This window comes from Blastochloris sulfoviridis (assembly GCF_008630065.1).
In the GTDB taxonomy this organism is placed as follows: domain Bacteria; phylum Pseudomonadota; class Alphaproteobacteria; order Rhizobiales; family Xanthobacteraceae; genus Blastochloris; species Blastochloris sulfoviridis.
In genome coordinates this window covers 41,349-67,477 of sequence record NZ_VWPL01000007.1, presented here as the reverse complement: position 1 = coordinate 67,477, position 26,129 = coordinate 41,349, and the positions used below count along the sequence as shown (strand labels likewise).

The following is a 26,129-nucleotide window of genomic DNA, read 5'->3' as shown; positions in this document are numbered from 1 at the left end:
GGCCGCGCGCGTCGCGCCCGTCAACGAGAGAAGACCGCAAGCCAGATCGTCGGCGGCTCGGCCTGGGTGGCATCGACGCGATGGCGGCAATGCGCCGGGATGTCGACGAAGTCGCCGGGCCGCAGCGCCAGTTCGCGGCCGTCCTCGAAGCGGAGCGTCGCCGCGCCGGCCAGCAGCACCACGAACTCGTCCTCGTCCTGGTCGTACCAGAAGCCCGGCGGGCTCGCCTGCCCGGTCGAGACGATGCGCTCGATCCGCACGCCGCCGCGCGCAACCAGCGTCTCGATCACCTCGTCCGGCCCGGCGGCGGGAAGGGCGGCGAAGAGGTTTGCGGTGGGCATGGCGGGGCTCAGCGAGAAGGGCGGATCATGCCGATGGGGTCGAACCCGAGGAGACCGGCATCACGAGGGTCGGATGCCGGCGCGCTGGTTATGCCGCGGCCGGTGAAAGCTGGCCGGCGAGAGCCATTTCCTGGTGAAGGGCAAGGGCATCGACGGCAAAACCGTTCGGCCAGGTCGGCACACCCATTTCGACGAACACGCGGGCAAAGAAGGCCGGGTCGCGCAACGGCTCCACCATGAGCCCGCCTTCGTCGAGGATGTCCGTGAACGGCCGAACACCTTCGGTGCCGTCTGAAAACCGGACCCACAAGTGATGGCGCTCCAAGGCGCGCACGGCCACGACCTTCACGAGCTGGATCATTCGCTGTCGGCTCCCGGCACCAGTTCGAACGGCTGCCGCAGCATTCACTCGGTTTCCTTAGTTCAGGAGTGAATGCGGAATGTTGCTCATAGGGGAAAGGCTGGGCTTAGTTCAGATTGCGAAGATACCAGCCTTCTACCAAGCGAGGGGTGCTATGGGGCGCATTCATGAATCGGTTCGCGGTCAAATTCAACTGACCACAGAAGATTTAGCGCTCTTGAACCCGTTTCTCGTGGGGTTTGATGTGTCGTGGGGGAGGATTTATGAAAAATACAATGCAAAGCTTAAATCTTTCATAATAAAACCCGAGCAATATTTTAAGGAAACGTTTGGCGTTGAATCTGAAGTAGCTCTATTCATTAGCGAATATCAGACTATCCAAGATAGAACTATACAAGCGGCGAGTTATTTTTTGCAAGAGCAGCCCGCTCTGGGTAGGGTGGATCAAAGCTTGTTTTTTATGATTACACCAGATCCTGCGGGGCATAGATGGATAAGTGACTATCAGTCACGCAATCCTCAATCGAGAACCTGTGTAGTTTTCCTTGCGAGTGACCTTAATTCCCCCCTATCAAAGGACGGCTGGTTTATTCGCAATAATGTTGCAAAACAGCTATTTACAAGAGATTTATTTGATTATCAACTTCCTATCGACGCTGATAGATATTTTTTTGGAAGAGAGCAGATTGTTCAAGATTATATCGATGCAATACGAAAATCTCAGAATAGAGGATTGTTTGGCCTAAGAAAGACTGGAAAAACATCGACGCTGCTAAAAATAAAAAGAATATGCGAAGATGGTGGTATTGCTATAGTTAGGTATTATGACTGCAAGATACCCTCCATTCGGAGCCAAAAATGGGATGAGCTACTATGGAGAATAATTTGTGACATTGAAGGAAAGCCAATTAAACGAGATCGTCATATCTCAGATTTGTTCCTGAATACAATAAAAAATAAGGGCCGCAAAACACAAATATGTTTAATTTTCGACGAAATTGAGTTTATATCGCCAATATCGCCATTTGACGAGCACTGGAAGAAGGATTTTGTCGACTTTTGGCAAACTCTCTGGTCAACGCAAAGTCAGCAGAGATCTCTCTCTTTTGTGATTTCTGGTGTAAATCCGTATGTTGCTGAGCAGGATAAATTTTCCGGAGGCCAAAATCCTATTTTTGGGATAGTTAAGCCATTCTATATGAAGGGTTTTGAACAAAGTGATGTGCGAAAAATGGTCAGATTTTTTGGAAAAAGGATGGGGTTAGATTTTGATGAAGAAAGTATTAACTATCTTCATACCCGGTATGGCGGGCACCCTTTATTAATACGGATGGCTTGTAGCTATACCCATTCCCAGAGGGATATAAAAAGGCCAATTAAAGTTGGTAAAAGTCTTTTGATTGCAGAGGAGGAAAATAGAGAGGCTGAAATGCTTCCGTATTGTAGGCATGTTGTTTCAGAAATTAGGGATTTTTATCCTGATGAGTATGAGTTGCTAGAGCTGTTAGCTACTAGGCAGGTCGGTGATTATTGGGAGCTTAGCTCGGAAACAGAGTGGGTGCGTCATATCAAGTCCTATGGAATTGTGTCGAACGATTTAAAGGACAAGCCAAAATTTGAAATTCCAGTTCTTGAAAAATACATTTCGTCAGAAAGTAGAAAAAGGACCAAGGAGCCGGGAGCGTTAAGGCTTATAAGTGCATCAGAGCGATCTGCTTGGGCGCGGCGGCGGCTGGAGAGAATATTATCAAGCCACCGAAGCCTTGAAACGCTCTATCTAAATCATTACAACAAAAACATATGGCCAAATGGAATTTTGCCTGAGGCCGATAAGATTATCACCCTGGAGGCTTTAGATCACGAGAATGATTTTTCGAATTACATCATGCAGATGTATAAGACGTTCGTTGAGCCTGTCTATAAGCGGGGGATCTATAGTTTCGAAAAAAGGCTGATGTCTTTGCAGGAGGTCCTTGATATCATTCGGGTCTTACGTCACTCGGTTGGCCATGCTAATCTCACGCCCGACGTTCAAAAGAGATACGACGAAATAAAAAATCATGTAACGGGTAGGAGGGTTCAAATTTCAATGCGTGATCTTTACTGCATGTTTCAACAGTATTCGATCGATCAGCTGTTTGTCGCATTTCAAATTGAAATTCAGAAGCTTGGATAAGCTGCGACATGTAATGCCCTGGTAGGGCGGAATAGTGGAGTTTATTCCGCCCTAGACGCGTGCCCCTTCCATCAATTATCCAAAAAGCTCCTGAGCTTCCGGCTCCTTGACGGATGCTTCAGCTTCCTGAGCGCCTTGGCCTCGATCTGGCGGATGCGCTCGCGGGTCACCGAGAACTGCTGGCCGACCTCTTCCAGGGTGTGGTCGGTGTTCATGCCGATGCCGAAGCGCATGCGCAGCACGCGCTCCTCGCGCGGCGTCAGCGACGCCAGCACCCGCGTCGTGGTCTCGCGCAGGTTCGACTGGATCGCAGCGTCGATCGGCAGGATCGCGTTCTTGTCCTCGATGAAGTCGCCGAGGTGCGAATCCTCCTCGTCGCCGATCGGGGTCTCCAGCGAGATCGGCTCCTTGGCGATCTTGAGGACCTTCCTCACCTTCTCCAGCGGCATGCCGAGCTTCTCGGCCAGTTCCTCCGGGGTCGGCTCGCGGCCGATCTCGTGCAGCATCTGGCGCGAGGTGCGCACGATCTTGTTGATCGTCTCGATCATATGCACCGGGATGCGGATGGTGCGGGCCTGATCCGCAATGCTGCGGGTGATGGCCTGCCGGATCCACCAGGTGGCGTAGGTCGAGAACTTGTAGCCGCGGCGGTACTCGAACTTGTCGACCGCCTTCATCAGGCCGATATTACCTTCCTGGATCAGGTCGAGGAACTGCAGGCCGCGGTTGGTGTATTTCTTGGCGATCGAGATGACGAGGCGAAGGTTGGCCTCCACCATCTCCTTCTTGGCCTGCCGGGCTTCGCGCTCGCCCTTCTGCACCATCTGGACGATCTTGCGGAACTCTTGAATCTCAAGTCCCGTATCGGCGGCGAGATTGTGAATGTCGCCGCGGATGTTCTTGATGCCGTCCTTCTCGTGCGTGATGAAGTTCTTCCAGCCGCGGGCGCCGAGCTTGGAGACGCGCAAGAGCCACTTCGGATCGAGCTCCGAGCCCTGGTAGTTGCGCAGAAAGTCGGCGCGGTCGACGCCATAGCTTTCGGCGAGGCGCATCAAGCGGCCTTCGAGCGAGACGAGGCGCTTGTTGATGTCGTAGAGCTGCTCGACCAGCGCATCGATGCGCGCCTGGTTGAGTGACAGGCTCTTCACTTCGGTGACGATGTCGTCCTTGAGCTTCTTGTACTTGCGCTCCTGGGCCGGCGACAGCGACAGGTTCTTGAGCTTGTTCTTGACGTTCTCGTCCTGCAGCCGGCGCAGCTTGGTGTAGTTGTCGGCGATGGTGTCGAAGGTCTTCAGCACCGCCGGCTTGAGCTCGGCTTCCATCGCCGCCAGCGACAGCGAATTCTCAAGGTCGTCCTCGTCGTCGAACTCGGTCGGCTCGGGCACCGGCGGCTCGGTCTCGGCGATCGGCGGGGCGACGTCGGCCGCCATCTTCGGCACGTCGGACAGCGGGCCGCCCTCGGCCGGCGGCGGATTCTTGCCCTCCGGGCCGGCATAGGTGGCTTCCAGGTCGATGATGTCGCGCAGCAGCACCTTTCCTTCCATCAGCTCTTCGCGCCAGATGATGATGGCCTGGAAGGTCAGCGGGCTTTCGCACAGGCCGGCGATCATCGCCTCGCGGCCGGCCTCGATGCGCTTGGCGATGGCGATCTCGCCCTCACGCGACAGCAGCTCCACCGAGCCCATCTCGCGCAGATACATGCGCACGGGGTCGTCGGTGCGCTCGGACGGTTCGGACTTGGTCTCGGCGCGCGCCGGCGTGCGGGTGGAGGTGACCTCGACGAGGTCGCCGCCCTCGGGCTCCTCCTCCTCGGCCGCCGGCTCGGCCTCGGCATGCTCCTCGACCTCGGCCTCCTCGGCCTCGACGACATTGATGCCCATCTCGTTGAGCATGGCGAGGGTGTCCTCGATCTGCTCGGAGGTCACCTCCTCGGAGGGCATCACCTCGTTCAGCTCGTCATAGGTGACATAGCCGCGCTTCTTGGCGAGCTTGATCATCTTGCGGACGGCGGCGTCCGAAAGGTCGAGCAACGGGCCGTCCGGGGTATCGGTCTCCTTCTCCGGAGCCTGCCCCTCCTCCTTCGGCTTCGCCACCTTGGGCGCCGCCGCCAGAACAGCCTTCGCCTTGCTCTTGATCGCCATCTCGTCTCGTCTCCCAGGCAGGACGCCCGCCGCCCGCCCCGCCGGCGGTCCCGGATATCCTGCGAACGTTTGACACGGCGTCCGGCGGATCAGGCCTTCGAGCCGCATTCCGATCGCCAAGCATGCCGCCACCGAACGGGGCGTCTTGGCGCGCTGGCCTCCTCAGATCACGCAAGGATCATCCGGAAACCGTATCAAGTCTGGCGCGGCGGCATGGTTCGGCCCCGCCGTCCGATCTTTGCCGGCGTACCCGGCGCACCGCCCCGCCCGAAGGGGCACCCCAACGGCCGTCCGGCCTTTGCGAGGCTGTCCGATCGCTTCGAACCCACTTGTCGGTGGACACGATTAAATCTGCCTTAACCCTGCCCGCCAACCACGCTAACAATGCAGGATCAATGGGCCCGGTCGCCAGCCGTTCGTGCGGTTTCCGGCCGGCTTGGCCGTCGAGCCGCCGTCCGATCCCCGAAAATCCCGTTCTCGAACCCGGATTTTCGGCGAGCGTGGTTCCGCCATCCCGAAGGGATCGTCCGGAAACCGTATCAGAAGCCGCGCGATGCGCGGCCGGACGCCGCGCCGAACCCCTCGATCAAAGCCTCGGTTCCCTCGATGGCCGCAAGCCGTGCCTGAACGTCCCGCAGCCACGCCAGCGACCCCTCGTCCTGGGTCTTGGCGTGCGCCTCCTCCGCCTCCCGAAGTTCCCTAGATAGCGTACGTTTCTTGTGATGCAAGCCGACCACGTGGGTCCAGCAGGCTTCCACGTCGGCTGGCGCCGCCTCCGGCCGGGCCGGCCAGTCGGCGGTATGGGTGACCGCCCGGCGCACCCGCTCCAGCGCGTCGGTGGCGCCGAGCCCGGCAAGCGCCGCGGCCAGGGCTGCCGCATCGGCCGGCACATCCTCGGCGGCGGCATCCAGCAGCGCCCGCCGCAGCCGGTCGCAATCGCGGTGGGCGAACTCCAGCTCCGCCAATTCCTCGGCATGGTTGGCGAGAAGCCAGGGGTGGGCGAGGAAGATCGACAGCACCAGCGCCTCGCGGGTTGGAATGGCGGCGGCCGCGCCCCGCACCAGGGCGCTGAGCTTGAGGCTGGAGCCGCGCGGCGCGATCTCGGTCGCGGTCGGCATCAGCCTGACGAGGCTGCCGTTCGGCCGGCGGATCTGGCGCGGCCCCGGCAGGCCGCCGCGCCCCCGCCACGCCCCCGGCGGCCGCCCTGCCGCCTCGCCCGAGCGCTGGAACAGCAGCGTGGTGCGGGCGGCGAGATCGTCGCGATAATGCCGGCGCACCCGCTCGTCGGCGATGGTGCCGAGCACGGAGGCCAGCCGCGCCTCCAGCGCCGCCCGCCGCTCGGGCGTGTCGATCTGGGCGTCCTGGCTTTCGCGCTCCCACAGCATGTCGGCGAGCGGGCGGGCCTGGGCGAGGATCGCCTCCACCGCCGCCCGCCCGCCCGAGCGCACCAGATCGTCGGGATCCTGCCCTTCGGGCAGCACGGCGAAGGCCAGGCTCTTGCCCGGCTCCAGCCGCGGCAGGGCGAGATCGACGGCGCGGAAGGCGGCGCGCAGGCCAGCCTTGTCGCCGTCGAAGCACAGGATCGGCTCGGGACTCATCCGCCATAGCGCCGTTAGCTGGTCCTCGGTCAGCGCCGTGCCGAGCGGGGCGACGGTGGCCTCGAACCCGGCGGTGACCATGGCGATGACGTCGATATAGCCCTCGACCGCGATCACGCGCGCGCCGTCATGGGCGGCGGCCCGCGCCGGCCCGCCATTATAAAGCATCGAGCCCTTGTGGAAGAGCGGCGTCTCCGGCGAGTTCAGATACTTGGCCGGGGCGTCCTTGGACAGCGCCCGGCCGCCGAAAGCGATCACCCGGCCCTTGAGGTCGAGAATCGGGAACATCACCCGGTCGCGGAAGCGGTCGAACGGCACCGGGATGTCGTCGCCGGCGATCAGGAGCCCGGCCTCGACCATGTCGGGGATTGGCACGCCGGCCTCGGCCAGGTGCTGCTTGAGGGCCGAGCGGTCGTCCGGCGCGAAGCCCAAGCGGAACCGCTGCTGGGTGGCGGGAGTGAGGCCGCGGTCGGCGAGGTAGCCGCGCGCCCGGGCGCCGATGCGGCCCTGCAGCGCGTGTTCGAAGAACCGGCAGGCGAGCTCCATCACCTCGTGCAGGGTGCGGCGGCGCACCTCCTTTGCCGCCTCGTCGGCGCTGGGCTTGGGCAGGCTGACGCCCGCCTCGGCGGCCAGCCGCTCCACCGCCTCGGGAAAGGACAGGCCCTCGACGTCCATCAGGAAGGTGAAGATGTCGCCATGCTTGCCGGACGAGAAGTCGTGATAGAAGCCCTTCTGATCGTTGACGAAAAACGACGGGCTCTTCTCGGCGTTGAAGGGGGAGAGGCCCTTGAACTCGCGCCCCGCCCGGGCGAGCTTCACCTTGCGGCCGACGACGTCGGACACCCTAAGGCGGGATCGGATCTCATCGAGGATCTGGGGCGAGAAGCGCATGGCTTTTGGAACGGGGGCGCTGCGGGGGCTCTCAAGTCAACCCTGCATCCTCGCTTATGGCACCCCCATGGCGCCAAAATAGGGCGCCGGCCGGGCAGGGGTTATCCCCGCTGAACACAGGGGCTCTGCCAAATGGCCTTGTGCCAGTGCCTACGTTCGTATATACACCCCGGTGGGTTGCCGCGTTCGTGCTCCTATTCAGGGAAGGGAGCGTTGATACCCGAACAAACTCAAGTCAATGAAGTTACTTCCAAGCAATTAAGCTGACAATCGCACAAACCTCAAACGCACAAACCTCAAACGCACAAACGAGCTTGGAGCTGAAAAATGGAACTTAGATCCATTCGCTATTCCGAGAAGGGTTCCGGAAATGCTCGTAAGTATTACTGGCGAAAGTCTCTCGCTCCATGGATTTGAATGGGACGAGTTGAAGCGGAACGTAAATGTCCAAAAGCATGGTATCGATTTTACTGATGCGATCCGTGTCTTTCAGGATGATCGTGCAATTTCCGTGAGGACATACTCCGGAAGCGACAGTGTACGTTGGGTAACTGTTGGATTGGTGGATGGGCGGCTCGTCGCCGTGATCCATACGCAGCGCAACGACCGGACCCGAATCATTTCAGCGCGGGCTGCCCGTAACGAGGAACACAAAGTATATGGACCACCGTGAACAGATCGTCCGGCTGGTCTCGCTGCTGCCCGATGGCGAGTACATCATTGAACTGCCTGATGGCCGGCTGGAGAAGCGCAAGTCGGAGACCGACTGGGATCGCGTCTCCAAGATGACCGACGCCGAGATCGCGGCGTTGATGGCGGACGATCCCGACTGGCAGGAAGCCCAGTCGATCGACTGGTCGAAGGCCGAGGTGGTGGTCCCCGCCAACAAGGTGCCGATCTCGATCCGGCTCGACCCCGACGTGCTCGACTTCTTCAAGGCGGCCGGGCCCGGCTATCAGAAGCGCATCAACGCGGTGCTGCGCGCCTATATGCGCGCGCAGACGTCGAAGCCCGCGCGGTCCGCGGGCACGCCGGCGCGGGCCCCAAAGCCGAAGCCCAAGACCGGCACCTGAGGCGGTTTCCGGCGGATCAAGCCTTCGAGCGGTATTCCGATCGCCGAAAATCCCGGTGTCGAGTGTCTCTTGCGGAGACGGTGGCGTCCATGCAGCGGCGGAAAGGCCGGCACCGGCGTTGATGCCGCGAAATCCATCCGGTATGGTGCGCCGCGCGTTGGCACCCGTAGCTCAGCTGGATAGAGCGTTGCCCTCCGAAGGCAAAGGTCACAGGTTCGAATCCTGTCGGGTGCGCCAGCAAGATCAACAAGTTAGAGAAGCCGATCAAGCCAGCCAAGGTTCCGGGGTAACACCGGGGCAGCACGGCGCGGCAGGTCAGCGGCGATTCTGGGATGCAGTCTCGCGCTTTTGCGCGGCCAGCACCGCCCGCACGATCTCGGCAAGCGCCCGGTCGTCCTCCATCGGCTGCCACAGCTTGCGGATAATATCCGCCTGCCGGTGCCAATCGACCTGCCCGTATATCGACCTGCCCGTATGACGAGAAGGTGGTCAGCACCTTCTGGTGGCCGAGATTCTGGCTTCAGGCCTTGGATTCTTCGGGGGTCGAGCACGCCGGCTCGCCAAGCCGCGTCAGCGTGTTCCGGAAGGAATGCGGGTTGGAGGACGGCAGGCCGGCTGCCGTGAACGCCTCCTTGGAGATTTCGCGGATGGCCGCGGCACTTGCCCAGCATTTCCGCTCCAGTCCGGCAGCCTCGAATCGCTGGCCTTGCCCGACAATGACGCGGGTCGGCGGGAACAACCGGCCATGGTCGACAGCCGCAAGTTTGCGCAGATCGACAATGCGATCGGAGCATCATAGGCCGCGTCCGAACTTGAGGATGGGCGTTTTCGGGCTCTCTCCCCCATCGCTGCCGCCAGCGTGCTTGCCACCGCATTCGCCGCCCGGCGAAGCGGGGCCGCGTCAGTCAGCGGCCGGATCGCTTGAAGCGCGACCTCTTCAGGGGCGACTTGCTCCAAATGGACTTGACGGACAGAGAACAAAGAACAAACATCGCGCCTTCAAGGAGCCGACCCTTGCCGGTTGCAGACAGCGCTGCCGACCTGTTCCGACACGTGAGTGCCGAAAAGGCCGCATTCTATCGCGGCATCATGGACGTCTTCGCCGCCGCGAAGCGGCAGTACCGCCTGCAGTTGCGACCCGACGAGGTCCTGGCCGAGGCCGCGTGGCCGGGATCCGCGCCCCGCATCGAAGAGGTCGGCGCCGCTCTGGCTCAGCTCACGGCCTGGGGCAACCTGGAATCGCACCCGGATATGGCCCGGGTGTCGACCTTGAGCGATTTCTATCGCGCCCGCTTCCTCTACCGGCTGTCGCAGGGCGGCGAAGCCGTCGAAGCGGCGCTGGCGGCCTTCGTGCAGACGCTGCAGCGCCGGGCCGAGCTGCAGACCGTCGCGCTCGAGGACATCGCCAGCCGGCTCGAGGCGCTCCGGGCGCTGGCCGGCCACCCCGACACCGACGTCGCCGAGATTGACGTCGCCAAGATTCACGCGACGATGCGCGATCTCGTGCGGGTGTTCGAAGGGCTGGCCGAGAATGCGCAGGCCTTCATGGCCGGCGTGGCGCGCAGCATCGAATTGCAGCAGGCCGAGGCGAGCGCAGTGGCGAGCTACAAGCGCCGGCTGATCGACTATCTCGAACGGTTCATGGGCGACCTCGTCCGGCGCTCGGACTCCATCGCCCGCCTCATCGACGCGCTCGAGCCGCACATCGACGCCATGCTGTGGCACGTCGCCGCCCGCGAGGCGCGCGATGCCGCGCCGGGCGATGCGCAGGACTGGACCGATGCAAGGGACCGATACCACGCGGTCTGGCAGGAGCGCTGGCGAGGTTTGCGCGGCTGGTTTCTCTCAAGCGGCAACGAGCCGCCGCAAGCCGAACTTTTGCGGGCGCGGGCGCGGTCCGCCATTCCGCAACTCCTGGGCGCGATCGCGGCGCTCAACGAGCGGCGCAGCGGCCGCAGCGATCGTTCGGCGGATTTCCGGGTGCTCGCCAGCTGGTTCGCAGCCTGCGACGACGACACTGCGGCACATCGGCTCGCGCGGGCAGCCTTCGCAATCAACCCGGCGCGGCATTTCCTGCTCAATGCCGATGCTGACGCCGATCTGCCGGCGCACACGCCGTGGGCCGAGGCGCCATCTCTGCAGATACATCCTCGGCTGCGCGAATATGGCGAAGCCGCCCCGCGCGGCCCCTTGCCGCGCGTGAAAGACCGCGGCGAAGGCCGGGCCTTTCTCGCACTTCAACTCGCGCAGGAATCGACGCAGGTGGAGGCGGCGCGCCAGCGACTCGCCACCGGTCGGCCGGCGCGGCTTTCGGAACTCGGCGAACTCGATCGGCACGCATTCGGCCTGTTCCTCAGCCTGCTGGGCGAGGCCTTGAGCGGCCAGGCCGGACCGGACAGCACCGTGGAACGGCGCACGGGCGATGGTCTGTTGAAGATCAGGCTTGAGCCGCTGGCCCCGGGCAGCCGCGCGCGGATCACGACGCCAAACGGAATTTTTGCGGGCCGCGATCATCTCGTCACGATCACCCCCACTTAAGGCCGAGGGATGAGTTCAGATCGCCGCGCGGACCGGACGAGCCGCGACATCCGCGAGCGGCAGCAAGAGGCCGAGCGGGACGAGTTCCGCACCGCGGCGCGAAGCCTGCTCATGACGCCGCTGATGAGTCCGACGCACCAGGACTTCACCGTGGTGCGCCGCCATGCGGGGCCGCTGCGGGACTGGTTCGCGCGCGAGACGGGGTGGATCCTCCACGTCGAACGGGAAGGCGCCCGCCTGTACAAGCGGCCGGCCGACCTGACCGACGCCACGCGCGGCCTGCCGGGATACGGTCGCGGCCGATATGTGTTGCTGTGCCTCGCCTGTGCCGTGCTCGAACGCGCCGACCCGCAGATCACGCTGCACCTGCTCGGCGATCGGGTGCTGAAACTCTCTGTAGACCCGGTGCTCGCCGGGTGTGGCTATTCCTTCACGCTCGGCACCCAGAACGAACGGCGCGATCTGGTGGCGGTATGCCGCACATTGCTCGACCTCGGCGTGCTTCAGCGGGTCGCGGGCGACGAGGAGTCGTTCGTCCAGGCCGGCCGCGATCATGGCGATGCGTTGTACGACGTGCATCGGCGCGCGTTGGCCGGGATGCTGGCGGCGGTGCGCGGCCCTTCGACCTGGGCCGCCGGGGACGCGCCCGCCACCCTCGACGAGCGGCTGCATGCGCTCGCCGACGAGCACGTGGCAGACAGCGAGGAAGCCCGGCGTACGGCGCTTCGGCACCGGATCGCGCGGCAATTGCTGGACGATCCGGTGATCTATGTCGAGTGTCTCGAACCTCAAACCCGCGCCTATTTCGTCAACCAGCGCGGCGCCATGGCGGCGCGCTTGTGCGAGGCCACCGGCCTCATGCCCGAGCAGCGGGCGGAAGGCCTCGCGCTCACGGACGAAACGGGATCGCTGACGGACGTCGCGATGCCCGCCGAAGGCACCGACGCGCATGTGACGCTGCTTGTCGCGGAATATCTCGCGCGGCGCGCCAAGGACGGCCATCGGGCGTTCGAGGCCTTGCCCGAACAGGACATCGCCCACTTTCTGGGCGAGGCCAGGGAGCGTTTCGGCCGCTATTGGCGCCGCTCGGCGCGCGAGCCGGGCAGCGAGCGGGAGCTTGCTGCGATCGCGATCGAGCGGTTGGAAAAGCTGCGCCTCGTCGCCCGCGACGCCAACGGCGTGCAGGCACGGCCGGCGCTGGTGCGCTTTGCCCTCGGCGAAGCCGACATTCAGCTGTTCGGGGACGCCCGCCGCTCTCACGACGCTCCCGGGCTGAAGACGCCATGATGGACGGCATGACCCTGTCCGCGGCGGCCACCGAGAGGCCGGCCTTGCCGATGCCGGCGCGGGAGCGCTGGCAGCCGCTCCGGATCGGCCTGGTGGAGCTGTTCCACTATGACAGCGAAGAGTTCTGGTTCCGCGACGGTCACCTGCTGCTGCGCGGGAACAACGGCACCGGCAAGTCGAAGGTGCTGTCGCTGACCCTGCCGTTCCTGCTCGACGCGCAGCTCAAGCCGGCGCGCATCGAGCCGGACGGCGACAGCGGCAAGAAGATGGCCTGGAATCTGCTGATGAGCAGCTACGACAGGCGCATCGGCTATGCCTGGATCGAGTTCGGCCGCCTCGCCGAGGACGGAACGCCGCGCTTTCTCACGCTAGGGGCCGGCCTTTCGGCAGCGGCGGCGCGTCCGCAGGTGGAGGCCTGGTTCTTCATCCTGGAGGACGCCGACGGCGCGCGCCTCAATCGCGACCTGTGGCTCGTGAACGCCCAGCGCGTCGTGCTGACCAAGGAACGCCTGCGCGAGCAACTGCTCGGACGCGGTCAGGTCTTCGAGGCCGCGCGCGACTATCGGCGCGCCGTGGACGAACGGCTCTTCCGGCTCGGGGTCAGGCGCTACGATGCGCTGATGGATACGCTCATCCAGCTGCGACAGCCGCAGCTCTCGAAGCGGCCCGACGAAACCGCGCTCTCGAACGCGCTCTCCGAGGCCTTGCCGCCGCTCGCCCCCGAATTGCTCGGTGATGTCGCCGAGGCGCTCGGCCAGCTGGAGGAGGATCGGCGCCAGCTTGAGGAATTCCAGGCTCTGGCGAAAGCCGTCGAACAGTTCGAGCGGCGCTATCGGATCTATGCGGGCACGCAGAGCCGCCGGCAGGCGCGCGTGCTGCGTCAAGCGCAGAGCGAATTCGACAATGCCAGCCGCGCGCGCAACGACGCTCAGGCGCGGCTCGAACGGGCGCTGGCCGACGAGACGCGGGCCGGCGAGCGACACGACGAGGCGGACGCGGCATTCAGGCGCGCTCGTGCGCGGCTCGACGAGTTGCGCCAGGATCCGGCGATGAAAGACGCCGCATCCCTTGAGCGGGCCGAGCAGGAGGCTTCGCGACGTCGCGAAGCCCTCCACAGCGCTTCCGCGGCCGCCAGCGAGGCCGTCCGCCGGCTGGCCCGTGCCCGGGAGGACGTGGCGCGCGCCGAGCAGCGGGCGGAGCACGGGCAACGCCGATTGGAGGACAGGCGCCGGGAGGCCGCGGCCGACGCGGCGGCGGCCGGCCTTGCCGCGGCACACGCCGAGAATCCCGTAGCCGCGTCCGACGTCGACGCGCTGGTCGCCCTCGCGCCGCATGGGTTCGACGAGGCCGTCGCGGCCCTGGCGACTGCGGCCAGGGCTCGGCGCGAGGACATCGCGCTGCTGCGACGGCGCCGGGACGAGATGGAAAGGGCCGAAAGGGAGCACGCGGAGCGTCGCCGCATTCGGGATGAGCGCCAGTTCGACGCGGACGCCGCCGAGGAACGCCGCGCTCAAGCCGATGCCGACGTGGAGGCGCAGGGCGTAAACTTGGTCGGCGCTTGGGAACGCCACCTCGCCGATCTCGTGCAACTGGCCGTCGAACCGGACGATGGCCTTGGGGCGCTCGCCGCCTTGGCCGCCTGGGTCACGGTGATGGACGGCGACAATCCGGCGCGACGCCTTCTGCAGGCGGCTCAGCAGCGGGCCGCGGAACGCTTCGCGGAGCGCGCCGCCGCGCTCGACGGCAGCCGAAAGACCCTGGAGGTTGAGACCGCCGCGCTCGAAGACGAGCGCCGCCGCCTCGAAGCCGGCACCGATCCGCCGCCGCCGCCGCCCTACACGCGCGATCCGGACGCGCGACGGGTGCGGTCCGGCGCGCCGCTCTGGCAACTCGTCGACTTCCGCGAACGGGTGAGCGAGGCGCAGCGCGCCGGGCTCGAAGCGGCGCTGGAAGCCGCCGGGCTGCTCGACGCCTGGGTCTCGCCCGAGGGCCGCGTTGAGACCGGCGATGGCGGCACGCTGCTGCGCGATACGCAGCTCATGACGCGACCGGGATATCCGTCCTCCCTGGCGGACTGGCTTGTCCCGGCAGGGCCGCCCGAAAGCGGCGTGCCGGCCGATATCGTTGCGGGAATCCTCTCCGGCATTGCCTGCACGGACGATGATGTGATCGAGGCCGAAGCGTGGGTCGCGCCCGACGGCCGCTTCCGCCTCGGCACGCTCGCCGGCGCCTGGACGAAGCCGGCCGCCATCCATGTCGGGCACACGGCCCGTGCCGCGGCGCGCGCGCGGCGATTGGCCGACATCGCAGTGCGCCTGACGCAGATCGCCGATGAGCGCGCCGTCCTGCAGGCGATGGCCGCCGAGATCGCGTCCGACCGGTCGCGCGCCGACGACGAGTGGCGGCGCTCGCCCACCGAGGACGCGCTCCGCGCCGCTCACCTGGCGGCTGCGGCCGCCGCGCGCGAAGCCCAGCTGGCCCGCGTACGGCTCGCCGAAGCCGAGGACAGGCGCGGCACCGCCGAGCAGGCCCTGAAGGCTGCCCGCGAACGCCTCGCGACCGACGCCGCCGACATGCGCCTGCCCGACTCCGCCGAGGCCTTGATGGACGTGGAAACGGCGCTGGAGCGCTACCGCGATACGCTCGGCCAGCTGGCGCAGGCCGGCCACGAGGTGCGTCTCGCCGCGCCCGAGCTGCAACGATCCCGCGTCCGCGAGGACGAGGCGAGGGCCGATCTCGAGGCGGGCCAGGAGCGGCTCGGCGTCGCCCGAACCGAGGCGGAGGAGGCCTCCGCACGGTTCGAAACCTTGCGCAGCGCCATCGGTGCCAAGGTCGATGACCTGAAGCGGCAGTTGGCGGAGGCCACGGAGGCTGCAAAGACCAGCGAGAGCGCATTGGATGATGCGCGGACCGCCCAGAGCAGCGCCCGCGAAGCCCGCGCGGTGGCCGGCGAGCAGGCGAGGTCCGCGGCCGAGACGCTGCAGCAGAAGAGCGATGCGCGCGGGCTGGCGGTCGCCCGGTGGCAGCAGTTCGCCGCCACCGGCCTGCTCGCCGCCGCCATTCCCGACCTCGATCTGCCGGACATCGGCGTGCCGTGGACGATCGATCCGGCGCTCACGCTGTCGCGGCGCGTCGAGCAGGCTCTGTCCGACCTCAAGGACGACGACGATGCCTGGTCGCGCGTCCTGAAGCAGCTGAACGAGGAGTTCGCCGACCTGCAGCGTGCGCTCGGCGCGCTGGGCCATCAGGCCGTCGCGGATGTCGGCGATTGGGGCCTGGTCGTTTACATCGTCTATCAGAACCGTCCGGAGCGTCCCGATCGCCTGTCTGCCCGCCTCGCCGACGAAATCGCCCAGCGCGGCGAACTGCTCACGGCCAAGGAACGCGAAGTGCTGGAGAACCACCTGCAGGCGGAGATCGCAACGGGAATCCAGCGCCTGATGCAGAACGCGGAGGCGCAGCGCGACGCCATCAATGGGGAGTTGTACAAGCGCCCGACCTCCACCGGCGTTCGCTTCCGCCTCATCTGGCAGACGCTGGACGAGGAGGACGGCGCACCCATCGGCCTCGATGCGGCACGCAAGCGTCTGCTCAACACCAGCGCCGATCTGTGGTCCGCGGAGGATCGTGCCGTGGTCGGCGCCATGCTGCAGCGCTGCATCCTTGCCGAACGCGAGCGCGCCGACCCCATCGGCGGCGGCAGCCTGCTCGACCAGCTTTCCGCCGCGCTCGACTATCGCCGCTGGCACCGCTTCCGGATCGAGCGCTGGCAGGATGGCCAGTGGCGCAAGCTGTCCGGGCCGGCGTCCAGCGGCGAACGCGCGCTCGGCCTGACCGTTCCGCTGTTCGCGGCGGTCGCGAGCTTCTACGGCCAGGGCGCCTCGGCGCAGGCGCCGCGGCTGATCTTGCTCGACGAGGCCTTCGCCGGCATCGACGACGCCGCACGGGCCCACTGCATGGGCCTCATCCACGAGTTCGACCTCGACTTCGTCCTCACCAGCGAACGCGAGTGGGCCTGCTATGCCGAGCTGCCCGGCGTCGCCATCTGCCAGTTGCAGCGGCGCGAAGGCATCGACGCCGTCTTCGTCTCGCGATGGACGTGGGACGGCCGGGCACGCCGGCGCGAGGCCGATCCCGACCGCAGGTTCGCACCCGCATGAGCGAGCCGGCCGACGTCCGCCTGCTTCGTCTGCTCGGTGGCGAAAGCCTTGCCGGGTTGCGCCAGCGATTGCGGCGGCGTTTCGCGCATGCGCATCCTGACCGGCCGCTGGAGCATATTCGCATCGATGGCCTGACCGCCGACGAACACGCGGCGCTGGCGTCCCTCACCGGCCGGCCGCAGCGATTTTCCGCCTCCATGCGCATCGACCTCGACCTCGTCGATGCGTCATTTCGCAACGCCGGCGTCGCAGGCTCGCTGCGCGACGCGTTGGAGCGCCTCGACGGTCCCATTCCCGACGTGGTGGCGACGCGCCTGCGGGCGCGCGATCAGTGGGCACAGGTCGTTGAAAATTGTCGCGATCCCCGATTGTCGGATCTGCTCCGCGAGCCTTCGGGTTTGGGCCTCCTCAGACGCCTGGCCCGGCAGGATGCCGCGAGGGCAACGGAGCTGTGCCGCCGCGCCGAGGCCGTCTTGCGGCGGTTGCCGGCGCATGGCATCACGCGGTCGCAACTCGCCGCCGAGGTCCTGGGCGATGCCCATGCGCTGGACGCGGGCCAACCCGTTGCGACCCTTGTGCTCGCGACGCAGCGCCGGCTCGCTTTGTCCGCGCGCAGGGAGACGGGCGAGGATGTCGGCGGCGCGCCGGCGCAGGAGGCCGACGCCGTTTCACAGCCGGCCGCCGAGCGTGCGCGGGATCTCTGGGCCATGGCCGGCGTGCTCGTCAACGAACTGGCGCGTCCTGCGCTGTTCCTGAATCTGCCGGCGAAGGGCCTATGCGCCGGCGGAGACGGAGAGCCGCGCTACGCATCGCTGCGCGCGCTGCTGCGCGCGCCGCCGCGATGGGACGCCGCTGGCCTTGAGGTCCATGTCTGCGAGAATCCCAATTTGCTGGCGATCGCCGCCGATCGCCTGGGCGCGCATTGCGCGCCGCTGGTGTGTACCGATGGCATGCCTGCGGCGGCCCAGCGGACGCTTCTCGCCCAGCTTGCAGAAGCCGGCGCACGCCTGCTCTATCACGGCGATTTCGACTGGCCGGGCCTGCGCATCGCCAATCATGTGATGCGCGCGTTCGACGCGCGGCCGTGGCGTCTTGGCGCGAGCGATTACCTGGCCGCCGTCCACGCCGCCGCCGGCATGGGACACTCTCTCCAAGGCGAGCCGGCCGAGGCGTCGTGGGACGTGGCGTTGGCCGCAGCCATGCAGGAACATCGCCTGGCCATCGCCGAGGAAGCGCTCACGGAGCCGCTGCTGCAGGATCTCGACACAGGCCGGTCGACCGGCCAGCCGATCGTCAGCCATTCTTGATCGATCTCGAGTTCGGTCCGGGACAACGGCCCGGCGCTCTTTCGGCAGCTCTTTGCGAGAGGGCCGCCGGCCCGGCGACCGGCCTCAGCGCGGGCGCCGCCTTGTCTCCCATTCGCTCCGCCCCGCTGCGCCTCAGCCCGGCGGGGTCGGCACCACGCGGTAGAGCTGGAAGCGGGTGCCCTCATAGACCAGCGACATCCAGGCCGGCGCCGGGTTCTCGCTGCCGCGCTCGGCATAGAGCAGATAGACGTAGTCGAACCGGCTCGGCCAATCGTCCCAATAGTTCTGCACCGCATCGACGCTGCGCAGCGAGGAGGCGACGAGCTGGCTCTCCGAGGGCGGCGTGCCGTCCTCGGTGTCGGCATGGTCGCGCCAGGCCGGCTTGATCTGCAATATCTGCTTGCCGCGCACCGTGAAGGCGGTGGTGACCAGCGCCGATTTCTCGATCATCGCCAGACAGGCGGCGTGGGACAGGCCGAGGTCGCGCACGTCGTCGGCCTGGGCGTTGTCGGCATAGGCCACCAGCACCTTGGCGCCGCGGTCGATCATCTGCACCGACTGCCGGAAGGAATCGGTCCAGCGGGTGAGCTGCCGCCACGCCAGTTGCACTTCGAGCACCCGCACCGCCAGCAGCGCCACCAGCACGATGCAGAACGCCCGCATCGTCCAGCGCCGGTGCAGGTCGAGGTCGGCGAACGCCACCGCCATGAAGGCCAGCGCGATCGGCAGCCGCTGGTCGGCGTAATAGGAGCCGAACAGCACGCGCGGCAGCGCCAGATAGACGATGGCGCCGACCGCGAACACGATCCAGGCCGACGGGTGCAGCTTCAGCAGGCCGTGGCGGGCCGCCCAGCCGGCGGTGATCGCCACCGCCGCGGTGAGGCCGAACGCCACCACGTCGGAATAGACCTCGATGACGGTGACGAGGCCGTCGATCTTTCCGGTCGGCTCCCACTCGTTCTGGGTCGCCAGCCCCCAGGTCGGGCTGCGCACCAGCAGCACCGGCACGATCAGGAACGGCAGCCCGCTCAGGACGAAATCGAGGATGCGCCACGGCCGCGAATCGTCCGATGTGGTCAGGCGCCAGATCTCGAAGCCGAGAAGGCCGATGGCGTAGAGGCCCACCGCGAACAGGTGGCAGACATAGAGCAGGCCCACCATCACCGTCGCCAGCACGAGGCGTACCGGCAGCCACGTCTCGCGCCAGTGCACCCAAGCGGCGAGCCCCCATAGCGCCAGGCCGATGCCGAACAGATAGTTCATCAAGCCGAGCAGGAAGGCGCCGCTGTAGAGCAGCGGAAAGGCGATGAACGGCCACGCCGACCAGCCGCCGAACAGCACGCGGTTCAGCACCGTCGTGCCGGACATGATCAGCAGGAAGGTCAGGATCGTGAAGATCTGGCCGGCGGTGTAGACGTCGACCACCCGGTCGATCCACGGCACCACCAGATCCATCATCAGGTTGGGGATGATGTGCCAGTCGAGCTCGTAGAAGCGCGCGAGGTCCGGGTCGCGGTCGAGCACGGCGATGACGTGCATGCGCGCCAGATGGTTCGGATAGTCCGACAGCGGCGGCACCGGATGGGTCAGGATCGGGATCGCCGCCAGCGTCGCCAGCGCCAGGAACAGGGCGGCAAGCTGGGGGCGTGTGAAGCGGGACGCGGTCGGGCGTGAGGTCTGCCGGGGGCTGGTCATGGAGCGAGGGGATGGCGCGCGTGCGGGACACGCGGGGGGCTGGCGGCTGCATCGCATTCGGGCGTCTTCGGCAAGGGCGGGAGCCGGCCCTGCGTTCGAAAATGCGATACCTCATACAAATCCGGCCCCAGGGGCCGGAGCGGCATCTCCCGGTCGCCGAAAACCCCGTTGTCGAACAAGGGCTTCCGGCGCATCTGCTTCCGCGCGATCGCCACGCGATCCCCGGAAGCCGCCTCAAGGGCCTGAGCGTCCGAGCTGATTCCGTCAGATTGGAGGTGCTCTAGCATCAAAGGCTGCGGCACGACACCGTGGCGCAGAATAAAGCCATTCCAAGGCCGGCATACGGCCTCCGGCCGATCGGGCCTTCGAGCCGCCCGCCCGTCGCCGAACAATCCCTTCCAGATCGGAGATTTTTCGCCGAGACCGTTTCCGGGATCGCGAGGGGACCGGCCGGAAACCGCATCGCGCAGGTATTGTCCCGCACGCGTTGGCGCGCACGCATTGCCGTGATGGCGCCGGTTGTCGTCCGCCCGGTGGCCCAGTATAGACCCCGCGTGCGCCGCGTCTTCTCTCCCACTCCCGACGAACGCTATGCCCGCCGCATGGCCCGGATCGCCCGTTGGTCTCGCCCGATCGACGGACCGGTGGCGCGCGCCTCGGCCTGGGCCAACATGCTTATGGCCGACCACGGGGTGTTCCGGCTGTTCTGGAAGAACCGCCACCGCGTGTCCGAAAAGCTGTGGCGGTCCAACCAGCCGGCGCCGCACGACATCGCCGCCTTGGCCCGCATGGGGATCAGGACGGTGGTCAATCTGCGCGGCGGGCGGGAGTTCGGCAGCTATCCGCTGGAGGTCGAGGCCTGCGCCCGCCATGGCCTCAGGCTGGTCGACCTGCCGGTGCGCTCGCGCGAGCTGCCGCCGCGCGAGGATATTCTCGCCGCCGAGCGGCTGTTCGCCACCATCGAGTATCCGGCGCTCATCCATTGCAAATCGGGCGCCGACCGCGCCGGCTTCGCCGCCGCCCTCTACCTCGTGCTGCACGAGGGACGCCCGGTGGCCGAGGCCGCCGGCCAGTTGTCGACGCGCTACGGCCATTTCCGGCAGTCGCGGACCGGTGTGCTCGACGCCTTCTTCGAGACGTATCTTGACCGCAACGCCGCCGCGCCGATCGAGTTTCGCGACTGGGTAGCAAAACACTACGATCCGGTGGCGATCCGTCGGGCGTTTCACGAGGACCGTCTGGCCAGTTTCTTCGTCGACAAAATCCTCCGCCGCGAATAATCCATAGACCTGTTGGGAATTTTTCTTACTCTACTTCGCGCAGGCGGACGCGCGCGTGCCGGGTTCGGAACCACCGTCCGCCGCCGGCGTTCTCTCCCGGTCGGGGCTTCAAGCGCTTCAGGGAAATGCCAGCGTCTCTCCAGAAGACGAGCGATGATGCACGGTGCCGAATGCGGCGCCGGCCCGCAAAGGTCCTGGCGGCCGCGGCGGTGCTGCTGCCGATCACCATTTTCCTGGCCGAAGCGGTGCTGGACTATCGGCAGACGGCCGAGAAGGTCCGCGACGACGTCGAGGCCAAGACCGAGGCTCTCGCCAACCATGCCGAGGCGGTGCTGCGGAGCATCCGCGTGGTCATGGCCCGCGTCGAGGACCGCGTGGGCAGGCAGCCCTGGGACGCCGTTCGCGGCTCGGCGGAGCTTCGCGCCTATCTCGACGAGGTGAGGGCCGAGATCCCCGAAATCGAGTCGATCTATGTGGTTGGCCCCGACGCCCACCGGGTCTCTGCCGGGGGCGTCTTCCGGGCGCTCCCGGCGGAGGAGACCGGCGCCGAGCCGGGCGCCGCCGAGCCGGGCACGGCGCTGCGCGTCGGGTCGGCCGCGTCCCTGCCCGAGGGCGGGGCGGCGGCCTTCACGCTGAGCCGCCCTCTTCGGCGCGACGGCGGGTTCGCCGGCGACGTCGGGGTGGCCGTCTCGGCCCGGCCGTTCGAGGCGCTGTTGCGCTCTGCCGGCGGCGGCCGCGACGCAGCCGTGGCGCTGGTGCGCACCGACGGCACGGTCCTGGTGCGCCAGTCCCTGCTCGACCGCCACACCTTGTCCCGCGAAGCAGGGGGGGCGCTGTCCGCGGCGCGCGCGGCGGACGGTCAGGCCGGATCCAACGAGGGCGAGGCCGCCCCCGACTCCAGCAGCGGCATCGCCGCCGTCCGCAAGCTCGACGGGGCGCCGCTCGCCGTGGCCTATTCGGTTCCGGCCGTGGCCGTTCACGGTCCCTGGCTGCAGCGGATGGCGGCGCTGGCGGCGCTGGCGCTGATGACCAGCGTCACCTTGATGTGGGCGGGCCGGCGGGCGCTGCAGGACGCCAGGTCCGAGCTCGATCTCGGCCGCGCCCACCTCGAAGGCGTGGTGCGGGCCATGCCGATCGGCGTCATCGTCGCCGAGGCGCCCTCGGGGCGGCTGGTCCTGGCGAACGATCAGGTCGGCCGCATCCTGCGCGCCCCCGCCGATCCGTCGGGCGGCATCGACGCCTATTCGAATCTCGTCGGCTTGCATCCGGACGGCCGGCGGCTCGCGCCCGAGGAGTGGCCGCTGGCACGCGTGCTGGGCAGCGGCGAGGGGGCGCCCGAGCAGGAAATCCGCGTCCTCCGCGGCGACGGCAGCCGCGGCATCATCGCCGTCAATTCCGCACCGGTGCGCGACCGTTCGGGGGCGCTGGTCGCCGCGGTGGTGGCCTTCTACGACATCACGGCGCGCAAGGATTCGCAGGTCCGCGTCGAGATGCTGATGCGCGAGACGCTGCACCGCGCCAAGAACCAGCTTGCCGTCGTCGAGGGCATGGCGCGCCAGACCGGCCGCATCGCCAGCGGCATCGACGATTTCCTCGACCGCTTCTCGGAGCGCCTGCAGGGCCTCGCTCTGACCCAGACGCTGCTGGTCGAGCGGCAGTGGGAGAGCGTGCGGCTGAAGGATCTGCTGATCGCCCAGATGACGGCGTTCCCGGCGCCGCTGGGCGACCGGATCGACCTCGACGGGCCGGAGGTGGAGGTGGCGCCCGAGCCGGCCCACAATCTCGGCCTCGCCTTCCACGAGCTCGCCCGCAATGCGGTCCAGTACGGCGCGCTGTCGGACGGCGCCGGGCGCATCCGCGTCCATTGGGGCGCGGGCTCGGGCGGCCGGTTCCGGCTGGAATGGGTGGAGGAGGGCGGCCCGCCGATCGAGACGCCGCCGATCGAGCGCGGATTCGGCTCGATGGTGCTCACCCGCGTCGCCGGGGCGGCGGTCGACGGCACGGTGACCATGGAGTTCAACCGCTCCGGCCTCGTCTGGCGCCTCGACGGCAGCGCCCGGTATTTCCATTGATACGGCTTCCGGCCTGAGGGGCCGGAGACTTGTGTTCCCATCAAGTGGGAAAAGTGCCGTCGCGCGCCAGCACGTCGCCGGCCAGATAGAGCGAGCCGGTGACCAGCACCCGCGGCGCGTCCTCGAAGGCTGTCGCGAGACGCGCTAGCGCCGCCTCGACATTCTCGGCCGCGTCGGCCTCGAAGCCAAGGTCGCCGGCCGCCTCGACCAGCGTCCCGGGCGGGCGCCCGCGCTCATGGCCCGGCACCGGCACCGCCACGAGGCGCCGCGCGAGGCCGGCGAAATGCCGCAGGAACGGCTCGGGCTCCTTGGTGTCGAGCATGCCGCACACCAGCGCCAGCGGCTTGGGTGCGCGCTCCTCCAGGTCGGCCAGGGTGGCCGCGACCACCTCGCCGCCGCCGGCATTGTGGCCGCCGTCGAGCCACAGCTCGGCGCCCGCCGGCAAGAGACGAATCAGCCGGCCGGCCCCCAGCCGCTGCAGCCGCGCCGGCCAGTCCGCCGCGGCGACCCCGGCCTCGTAGGCCGACATCGGCAGCGCGAACTTCCCCGCCCGCAGCGCGGCGATGGCCGTTCCGGCATTCTCGATCTGGTGGCGGCCGATCAGCCGCGGCCGCGGCAGGTCGAGCAGCCCGTCCTCGTCCTGGAACACCAGCCGGCCGCCCTCCTCATGGGCGTGCCATTGCTCGCCCGAGACGAACAGCGGCGCGGCGAGGCGCGCCGCCTGCCGCTCGATCACCTCCAGCGCATCGAGCGGCTGGCGGGCGACCACCGCCGGCACGCGGCGCTTGAGGATGCCGGCCTTCTCCCGGGCGATCTCCTCGATCGTCGTGCCGAGATAGTCGACATGGTCGAGCGAGACCGGGGTGATGACGCTGACCGCCGGCCGTTCGATCACATTGGTGGCGTCGTAGCGGCCGCCCATGCCGACTTCCAGCAGCACCACGTCGGCCGGGTGGCGCGCGAACAGCACGAAGCCCGCCGCGGTGATGATCTCGAACACGGTGATCGGCTGGCCGGCGTTGGCGCGTTCGAGCTCGCCCAGCACCGACTCCAGCTCGTCGTCGGAAACGAGGCGGCCACCGCCGGCCTGCCCCAGCCGGAAGCGCTCGTTGAAGCGCACGAGGTGCGGCGAGGTGTAGACGTGCACCCGCCGGCCGGCCGCCTCGAGAATCGCCCGCAGGAAGGCGATGGTCGACCCCTTGCCGTTGGTGCCGGCGACGTGGATGACCGGCGGCAGGCTGCGCTGCGGATCGCCGAGCCGCGCCAGAAGGCGGTCGATGCGCTGCAGCGACAGGTCGATGGTCTTGGGGTGCAGGGCGCTCAGCCGGCCGAGCACAGCGTCGAAAGCGGTCACGTCGGTCTCCGCGGGCGGCTCTCGTTCGCCCCATGCAGCGGCGGCCCAGATCCGCCCAGCGCCCATATCGGGACGTTCGCGCCGGTGCGCAAGCGCGCCCGCAATGCGGTTCCGGTTGATCCCTCCACGCGCCGGGGGCGTACCCCCTCAAGGCCCCTCACTCCCCGCTCAGCCCAGTTCGCCCGCCAGCGCCTTGTCGATCAGCGCCACGGTCTCGGGCAGGCCGTAGATCGCCACGAACGAGCCGAAGCGCGGCCCCTTCTCCTGGCCGAGCAGCAGGCGGTAGATGGCGGCGAACCATTCCTGCGACACGCCGGGGCGCTCCGGCGTCGCGCCCTTGGCCTTGAGGTCGTGGTAGCGCGGAATGGCGCGGCCGATGTCGTAGACCTTGACCTGGATGTCCTCGGCCGACGTTTCGGGCGGCAGTTCGGCCAGCGCGGCGCGCAGGGCGGCCAGCGCCTCGCGCTCCACCTCGTCCGCCACCGCGAAGCGCTTCGACGGCTTGACGAAGTCGTGGTAGTAGCGTACCGCGTAGCCGACCAGCTCGTCGAGCTTGGGGTGGCTCTCCGGCCCCGAGCCCGGCGCGTAGCGCTGGATGAAGCCCCACAGCACCGCCTTGTCCTCGGCGTGCGACACTGATGCGAGGTTCAGCAGCATCGAGAACGAGATCGGCACGGCCATCTTCGGCGGCGCGCCGGAATGGATGTGCCACACCGGGTTGGCGAGCCTGGTCTTGTCGTCCTGGCCGGGATACTTGTCGAGGAAGGTCAGATAGTCGTCCACCGTCTTGGGGATGACGTCGAAATAGAGCCGCTTGGCGGTTTTCGGCTGCTGGAACATGTAGAGCGCCAGGCTCTCCGGGCTGGCATAGGCGAGCCACTCCTCGATGGTGAGGCCGTTGCCCTTGGACTTCGAGATCTTCTGGCCCTTCTCGTCGAGGAACAGCTCGTAATTGAAGCCTTCCGGCGGCGTGCCGCCGAGCGCCTTGCAGATCTCGCCCGACAGCTTGACCGAGTCGATGAGGTCCTTGCCGGCCATCTCGTAGTCGATGCCGAAGGCGGTCCAGCGCATCGCCCAGTCCGGCTTCCATTGCAGCTTGCAGTGCCCGCCGGTGACCGGCACCGTGACGCGCTCGCCCGTCTCGGGGTCGTCGTAGGCGATGGTGCCGGCCGCCACGTCGCGCGCGACGATCGGCACCTGCAGCACCACCTTGGTGCGCGGGCAGATCGGCAGGAATGGCGAATAGCTCTGCGCCCGCTCCTCGCGCAGCGAGGGCAGCATGATGGCCATCACCTCGTCGAAGCGCGCCAGCACGGTGAGCAGCGTCTTGTCGAACCGGCCCGACGTGTAGCAATCGGTGGCCGAGACGAACTCGTAGTCGAAGCCGAAGGCGTCGAGGAAGGCGCGCAGGCGGGCATTGTTGTGGGCGCCGAACGAGGGGTGGGTGCCGAACGGGTCGGGCACCTGGGTCAGCGGCTTGCCGAGCGCGGTCGCCACCAGATCCTTGTTCGGGATGTTGTCGGGCACCTTGCGCAGGCCGTCCATGTCGTCGGAGAAGGCGATCAGCCGCGTCGGCACCCGGTCCTCGGTGAGCACGCGGAAGGCGTGGCGCACCATGGTGGTGCGCGCCACCTCGCCGAAGGTGCCGATGTGCGGCAGGCCGGAGGGGCCGTAGCCGGTCTCGAACAGCACGGCCTCGCCGTCTGTCTTCGGCCGCCGCTTCAGCCGCTCGACCACCTTCTTGGCCTCCTCGAACGGCCAGGCGGTGGAGGATTCGGCGAGCGCCCTGAGGGCGGCGGTGTCGGTGGTCATGACAAATCTCGGATGATGGCGCGCGGGAGATAAATCCCGCAGG

Annotated in this window: 16 protein-coding genes and 1 tRNA gene; 10 read left to right on the top strand and 7 right to left on the bottom strand. The window is 66.9% G+C overall.

Going from position 1 to position 26,129, the window contains the following annotated elements; translation table 11 throughout:
* Positions 1–20: 20 nt before the first annotated feature.
* On the bottom strand, positions 21–341 hold the full coding sequence (locus F1193_RS05640) for a cupin domain-containing protein (protein ID WP_150096707.1): 321 nt from the start codon (positions 339–341) through the stop codon (positions 21–23).
* 88 nt (positions 342–429) lie between these two features.
* The gene (locus F1193_RS05635) at positions 430–702 is read right to left on the bottom strand and encodes a DUF2442 domain-containing protein (RefSeq protein ID WP_150096706.1); all 273 of its coding nucleotides are present in this window, start codon (positions 700–702) and stop codon (positions 430–432) included.
* 79 nt (positions 703–781) lie between these two features.
* Between F1193_RS05635 and F1193_RS05630 the strand changes: the two genes are divergently transcribed.
* Positions 782–2,878 (top strand): ATP-binding protein, encoded by a 2,097-nt coding sequence (locus F1193_RS05630; protein ID WP_150096705.1) that lies wholly within the window; start codon positions 782–784, stop codon positions 2,876–2,878.
* A gap of 71 nt (positions 2,879–2,949) precedes the next feature.
* Here F1193_RS05630 and rpoD read toward each other — a convergent pair whose 3' ends face one another.
* Positions 2,950–5,019, bottom strand: coding sequence for an RNA polymerase sigma factor RpoD (gene rpoD, locus F1193_RS05625; protein ID WP_150096704.1), 2,070 nt, complete (start codon positions 5,017–5,019; stop codon positions 2,950–2,952).
* A 539-nt stretch (positions 5,020–5,558) separates the two neighbouring features.
* A complete protein-coding gene (gene dnaG, locus F1193_RS05620; protein ID WP_150096703.1) occupies positions 5,559–7,508 on the bottom strand; it encodes a DNA primase in 1,950 nt (649 codons plus the stop codon).
* Positions 7,509–7,878: 370 nt separating this feature from the next.
* Between dnaG and F1193_RS17760 the strand changes: the two genes are divergently transcribed.
* From F1193_RS17760 to F1193_RS05585, 7 genes are all read left to right on the top strand, one after another.
* A complete protein-coding gene (locus F1193_RS17760) occupies positions 7,879–8,181 on the top strand; it encodes a BrnT family toxin (RefSeq protein ID WP_150096702.1) in 303 nt (100 codons plus the stop codon).
* Positions 8,168–8,581: a BrnA antitoxin family protein gene (locus tag F1193_RS05610; RefSeq protein WP_246164154.1), complete on the top strand. Its 414-nt coding sequence runs from the start codon at positions 8,168–8,170 to the stop codon at positions 8,579–8,581. The genes F1193_RS17760 and F1193_RS05610 overlap by 14 nt, the downstream gene beginning before the upstream one ends.
* Before the next feature lie 160 nt (positions 8,582–8,741).
* Positions 8,742–8,818: transfer RNA gene (locus F1193_RS05605), tRNA-Arg, on the top strand.
* 777 nt (positions 8,819–9,595) lie between these two features.
* The gene (locus F1193_RS05600; protein WP_246164152.1) at positions 9,596–11,119 is read left to right on the top strand and encodes a TIGR02677 family protein; all 1,524 of its coding nucleotides are present in this window, start codon (positions 9,596–9,598) and stop codon (positions 11,117–11,119) included.
* 9 nt (positions 11,120–11,128) lie between these two features.
* On the top strand, positions 11,129–12,406 hold the full coding sequence (locus F1193_RS05595; RefSeq protein WP_150096700.1) for a TIGR02678 family protein: 1,278 nt from the start codon (positions 11,129–11,131) through the stop codon (positions 12,404–12,406).
* Complete coding sequence (locus tag F1193_RS05590; RefSeq protein ID WP_210247306.1) at positions 12,403–16,566, top strand: TIGR02680 family protein; 4,164 nt, start codon at positions 12,403–12,405, stop codon at positions 16,564–16,566. The genes F1193_RS05595 and F1193_RS05590 overlap by 4 nt, the downstream gene beginning before the upstream one ends.
* A complete protein-coding gene (locus F1193_RS05585; protein WP_150096698.1) occupies positions 16,563–17,873 on the top strand; it encodes a TIGR02679 family protein in 1,311 nt (436 codons plus the stop codon). The genes F1193_RS05590 and F1193_RS05585 overlap by 4 nt, the downstream gene beginning before the upstream one ends.
* 132 nt (positions 17,874–18,005) lie before the next feature.
* Here the strand turns inward: F1193_RS05585 and F1193_RS05580 are convergent, their stop codons facing one another.
* Positions 18,006–19,568 carry a hypothetical protein gene (locus F1193_RS05580; RefSeq protein WP_150096697.1) on the bottom strand — a complete coding sequence of 521 codons (1,563 nt, stop codon included), beginning with the start codon at positions 19,566–19,568 and terminating at the stop codon, positions 18,006–18,008.
* Between the two features lie 602 nt (positions 19,569–20,170).
* On the opposite strand from F1193_RS05580, the gene F1193_RS05575 reads away from it, so the two are divergent.
* Together F1193_RS05575 and F1193_RS05570 are read left to right on the top strand one after the other, a co-directional pair.
* The gene (locus tag F1193_RS05575) at positions 20,171–20,848 is read left to right on the top strand and encodes a protein tyrosine phosphatase family protein (RefSeq protein WP_425457210.1); all 678 of its coding nucleotides are present in this window, start codon (positions 20,171–20,173) and stop codon (positions 20,846–20,848) included.
* 170 nt (positions 20,849–21,018) lie between these two features.
* Positions 21,019–22,920, top strand: coding sequence for an HWE histidine kinase domain-containing protein (locus tag F1193_RS05570; RefSeq protein WP_170263405.1), 1,902 nt, complete (start codon positions 21,019–21,021; stop codon positions 22,918–22,920).
* Between the two features lie 40 nt (positions 22,921–22,960).
* On the opposite strand, the gene F1193_RS05565 is transcribed toward F1193_RS05570, so the two are convergent.
* Both F1193_RS05565 and F1193_RS05560 read right to left on the bottom strand, forming a co-directional pair.
* A complete protein-coding gene (locus F1193_RS05565) occupies positions 22,961–24,274 on the bottom strand; it encodes a bifunctional folylpolyglutamate synthase/dihydrofolate synthase (protein WP_246164150.1) in 1,314 nt (437 codons plus the stop codon).
* Between the two features lie 168 nt (positions 24,275–24,442).
* Positions 24,443–26,086, bottom strand: a complete 1,644-nt coding sequence (locus F1193_RS05560) for a lysine--tRNA ligase (protein WP_150096694.1) — start codon at positions 26,084–26,086, stop codon at positions 24,443–24,445.
* Positions 26,087–26,129: the final 43 nt, after the last annotated feature.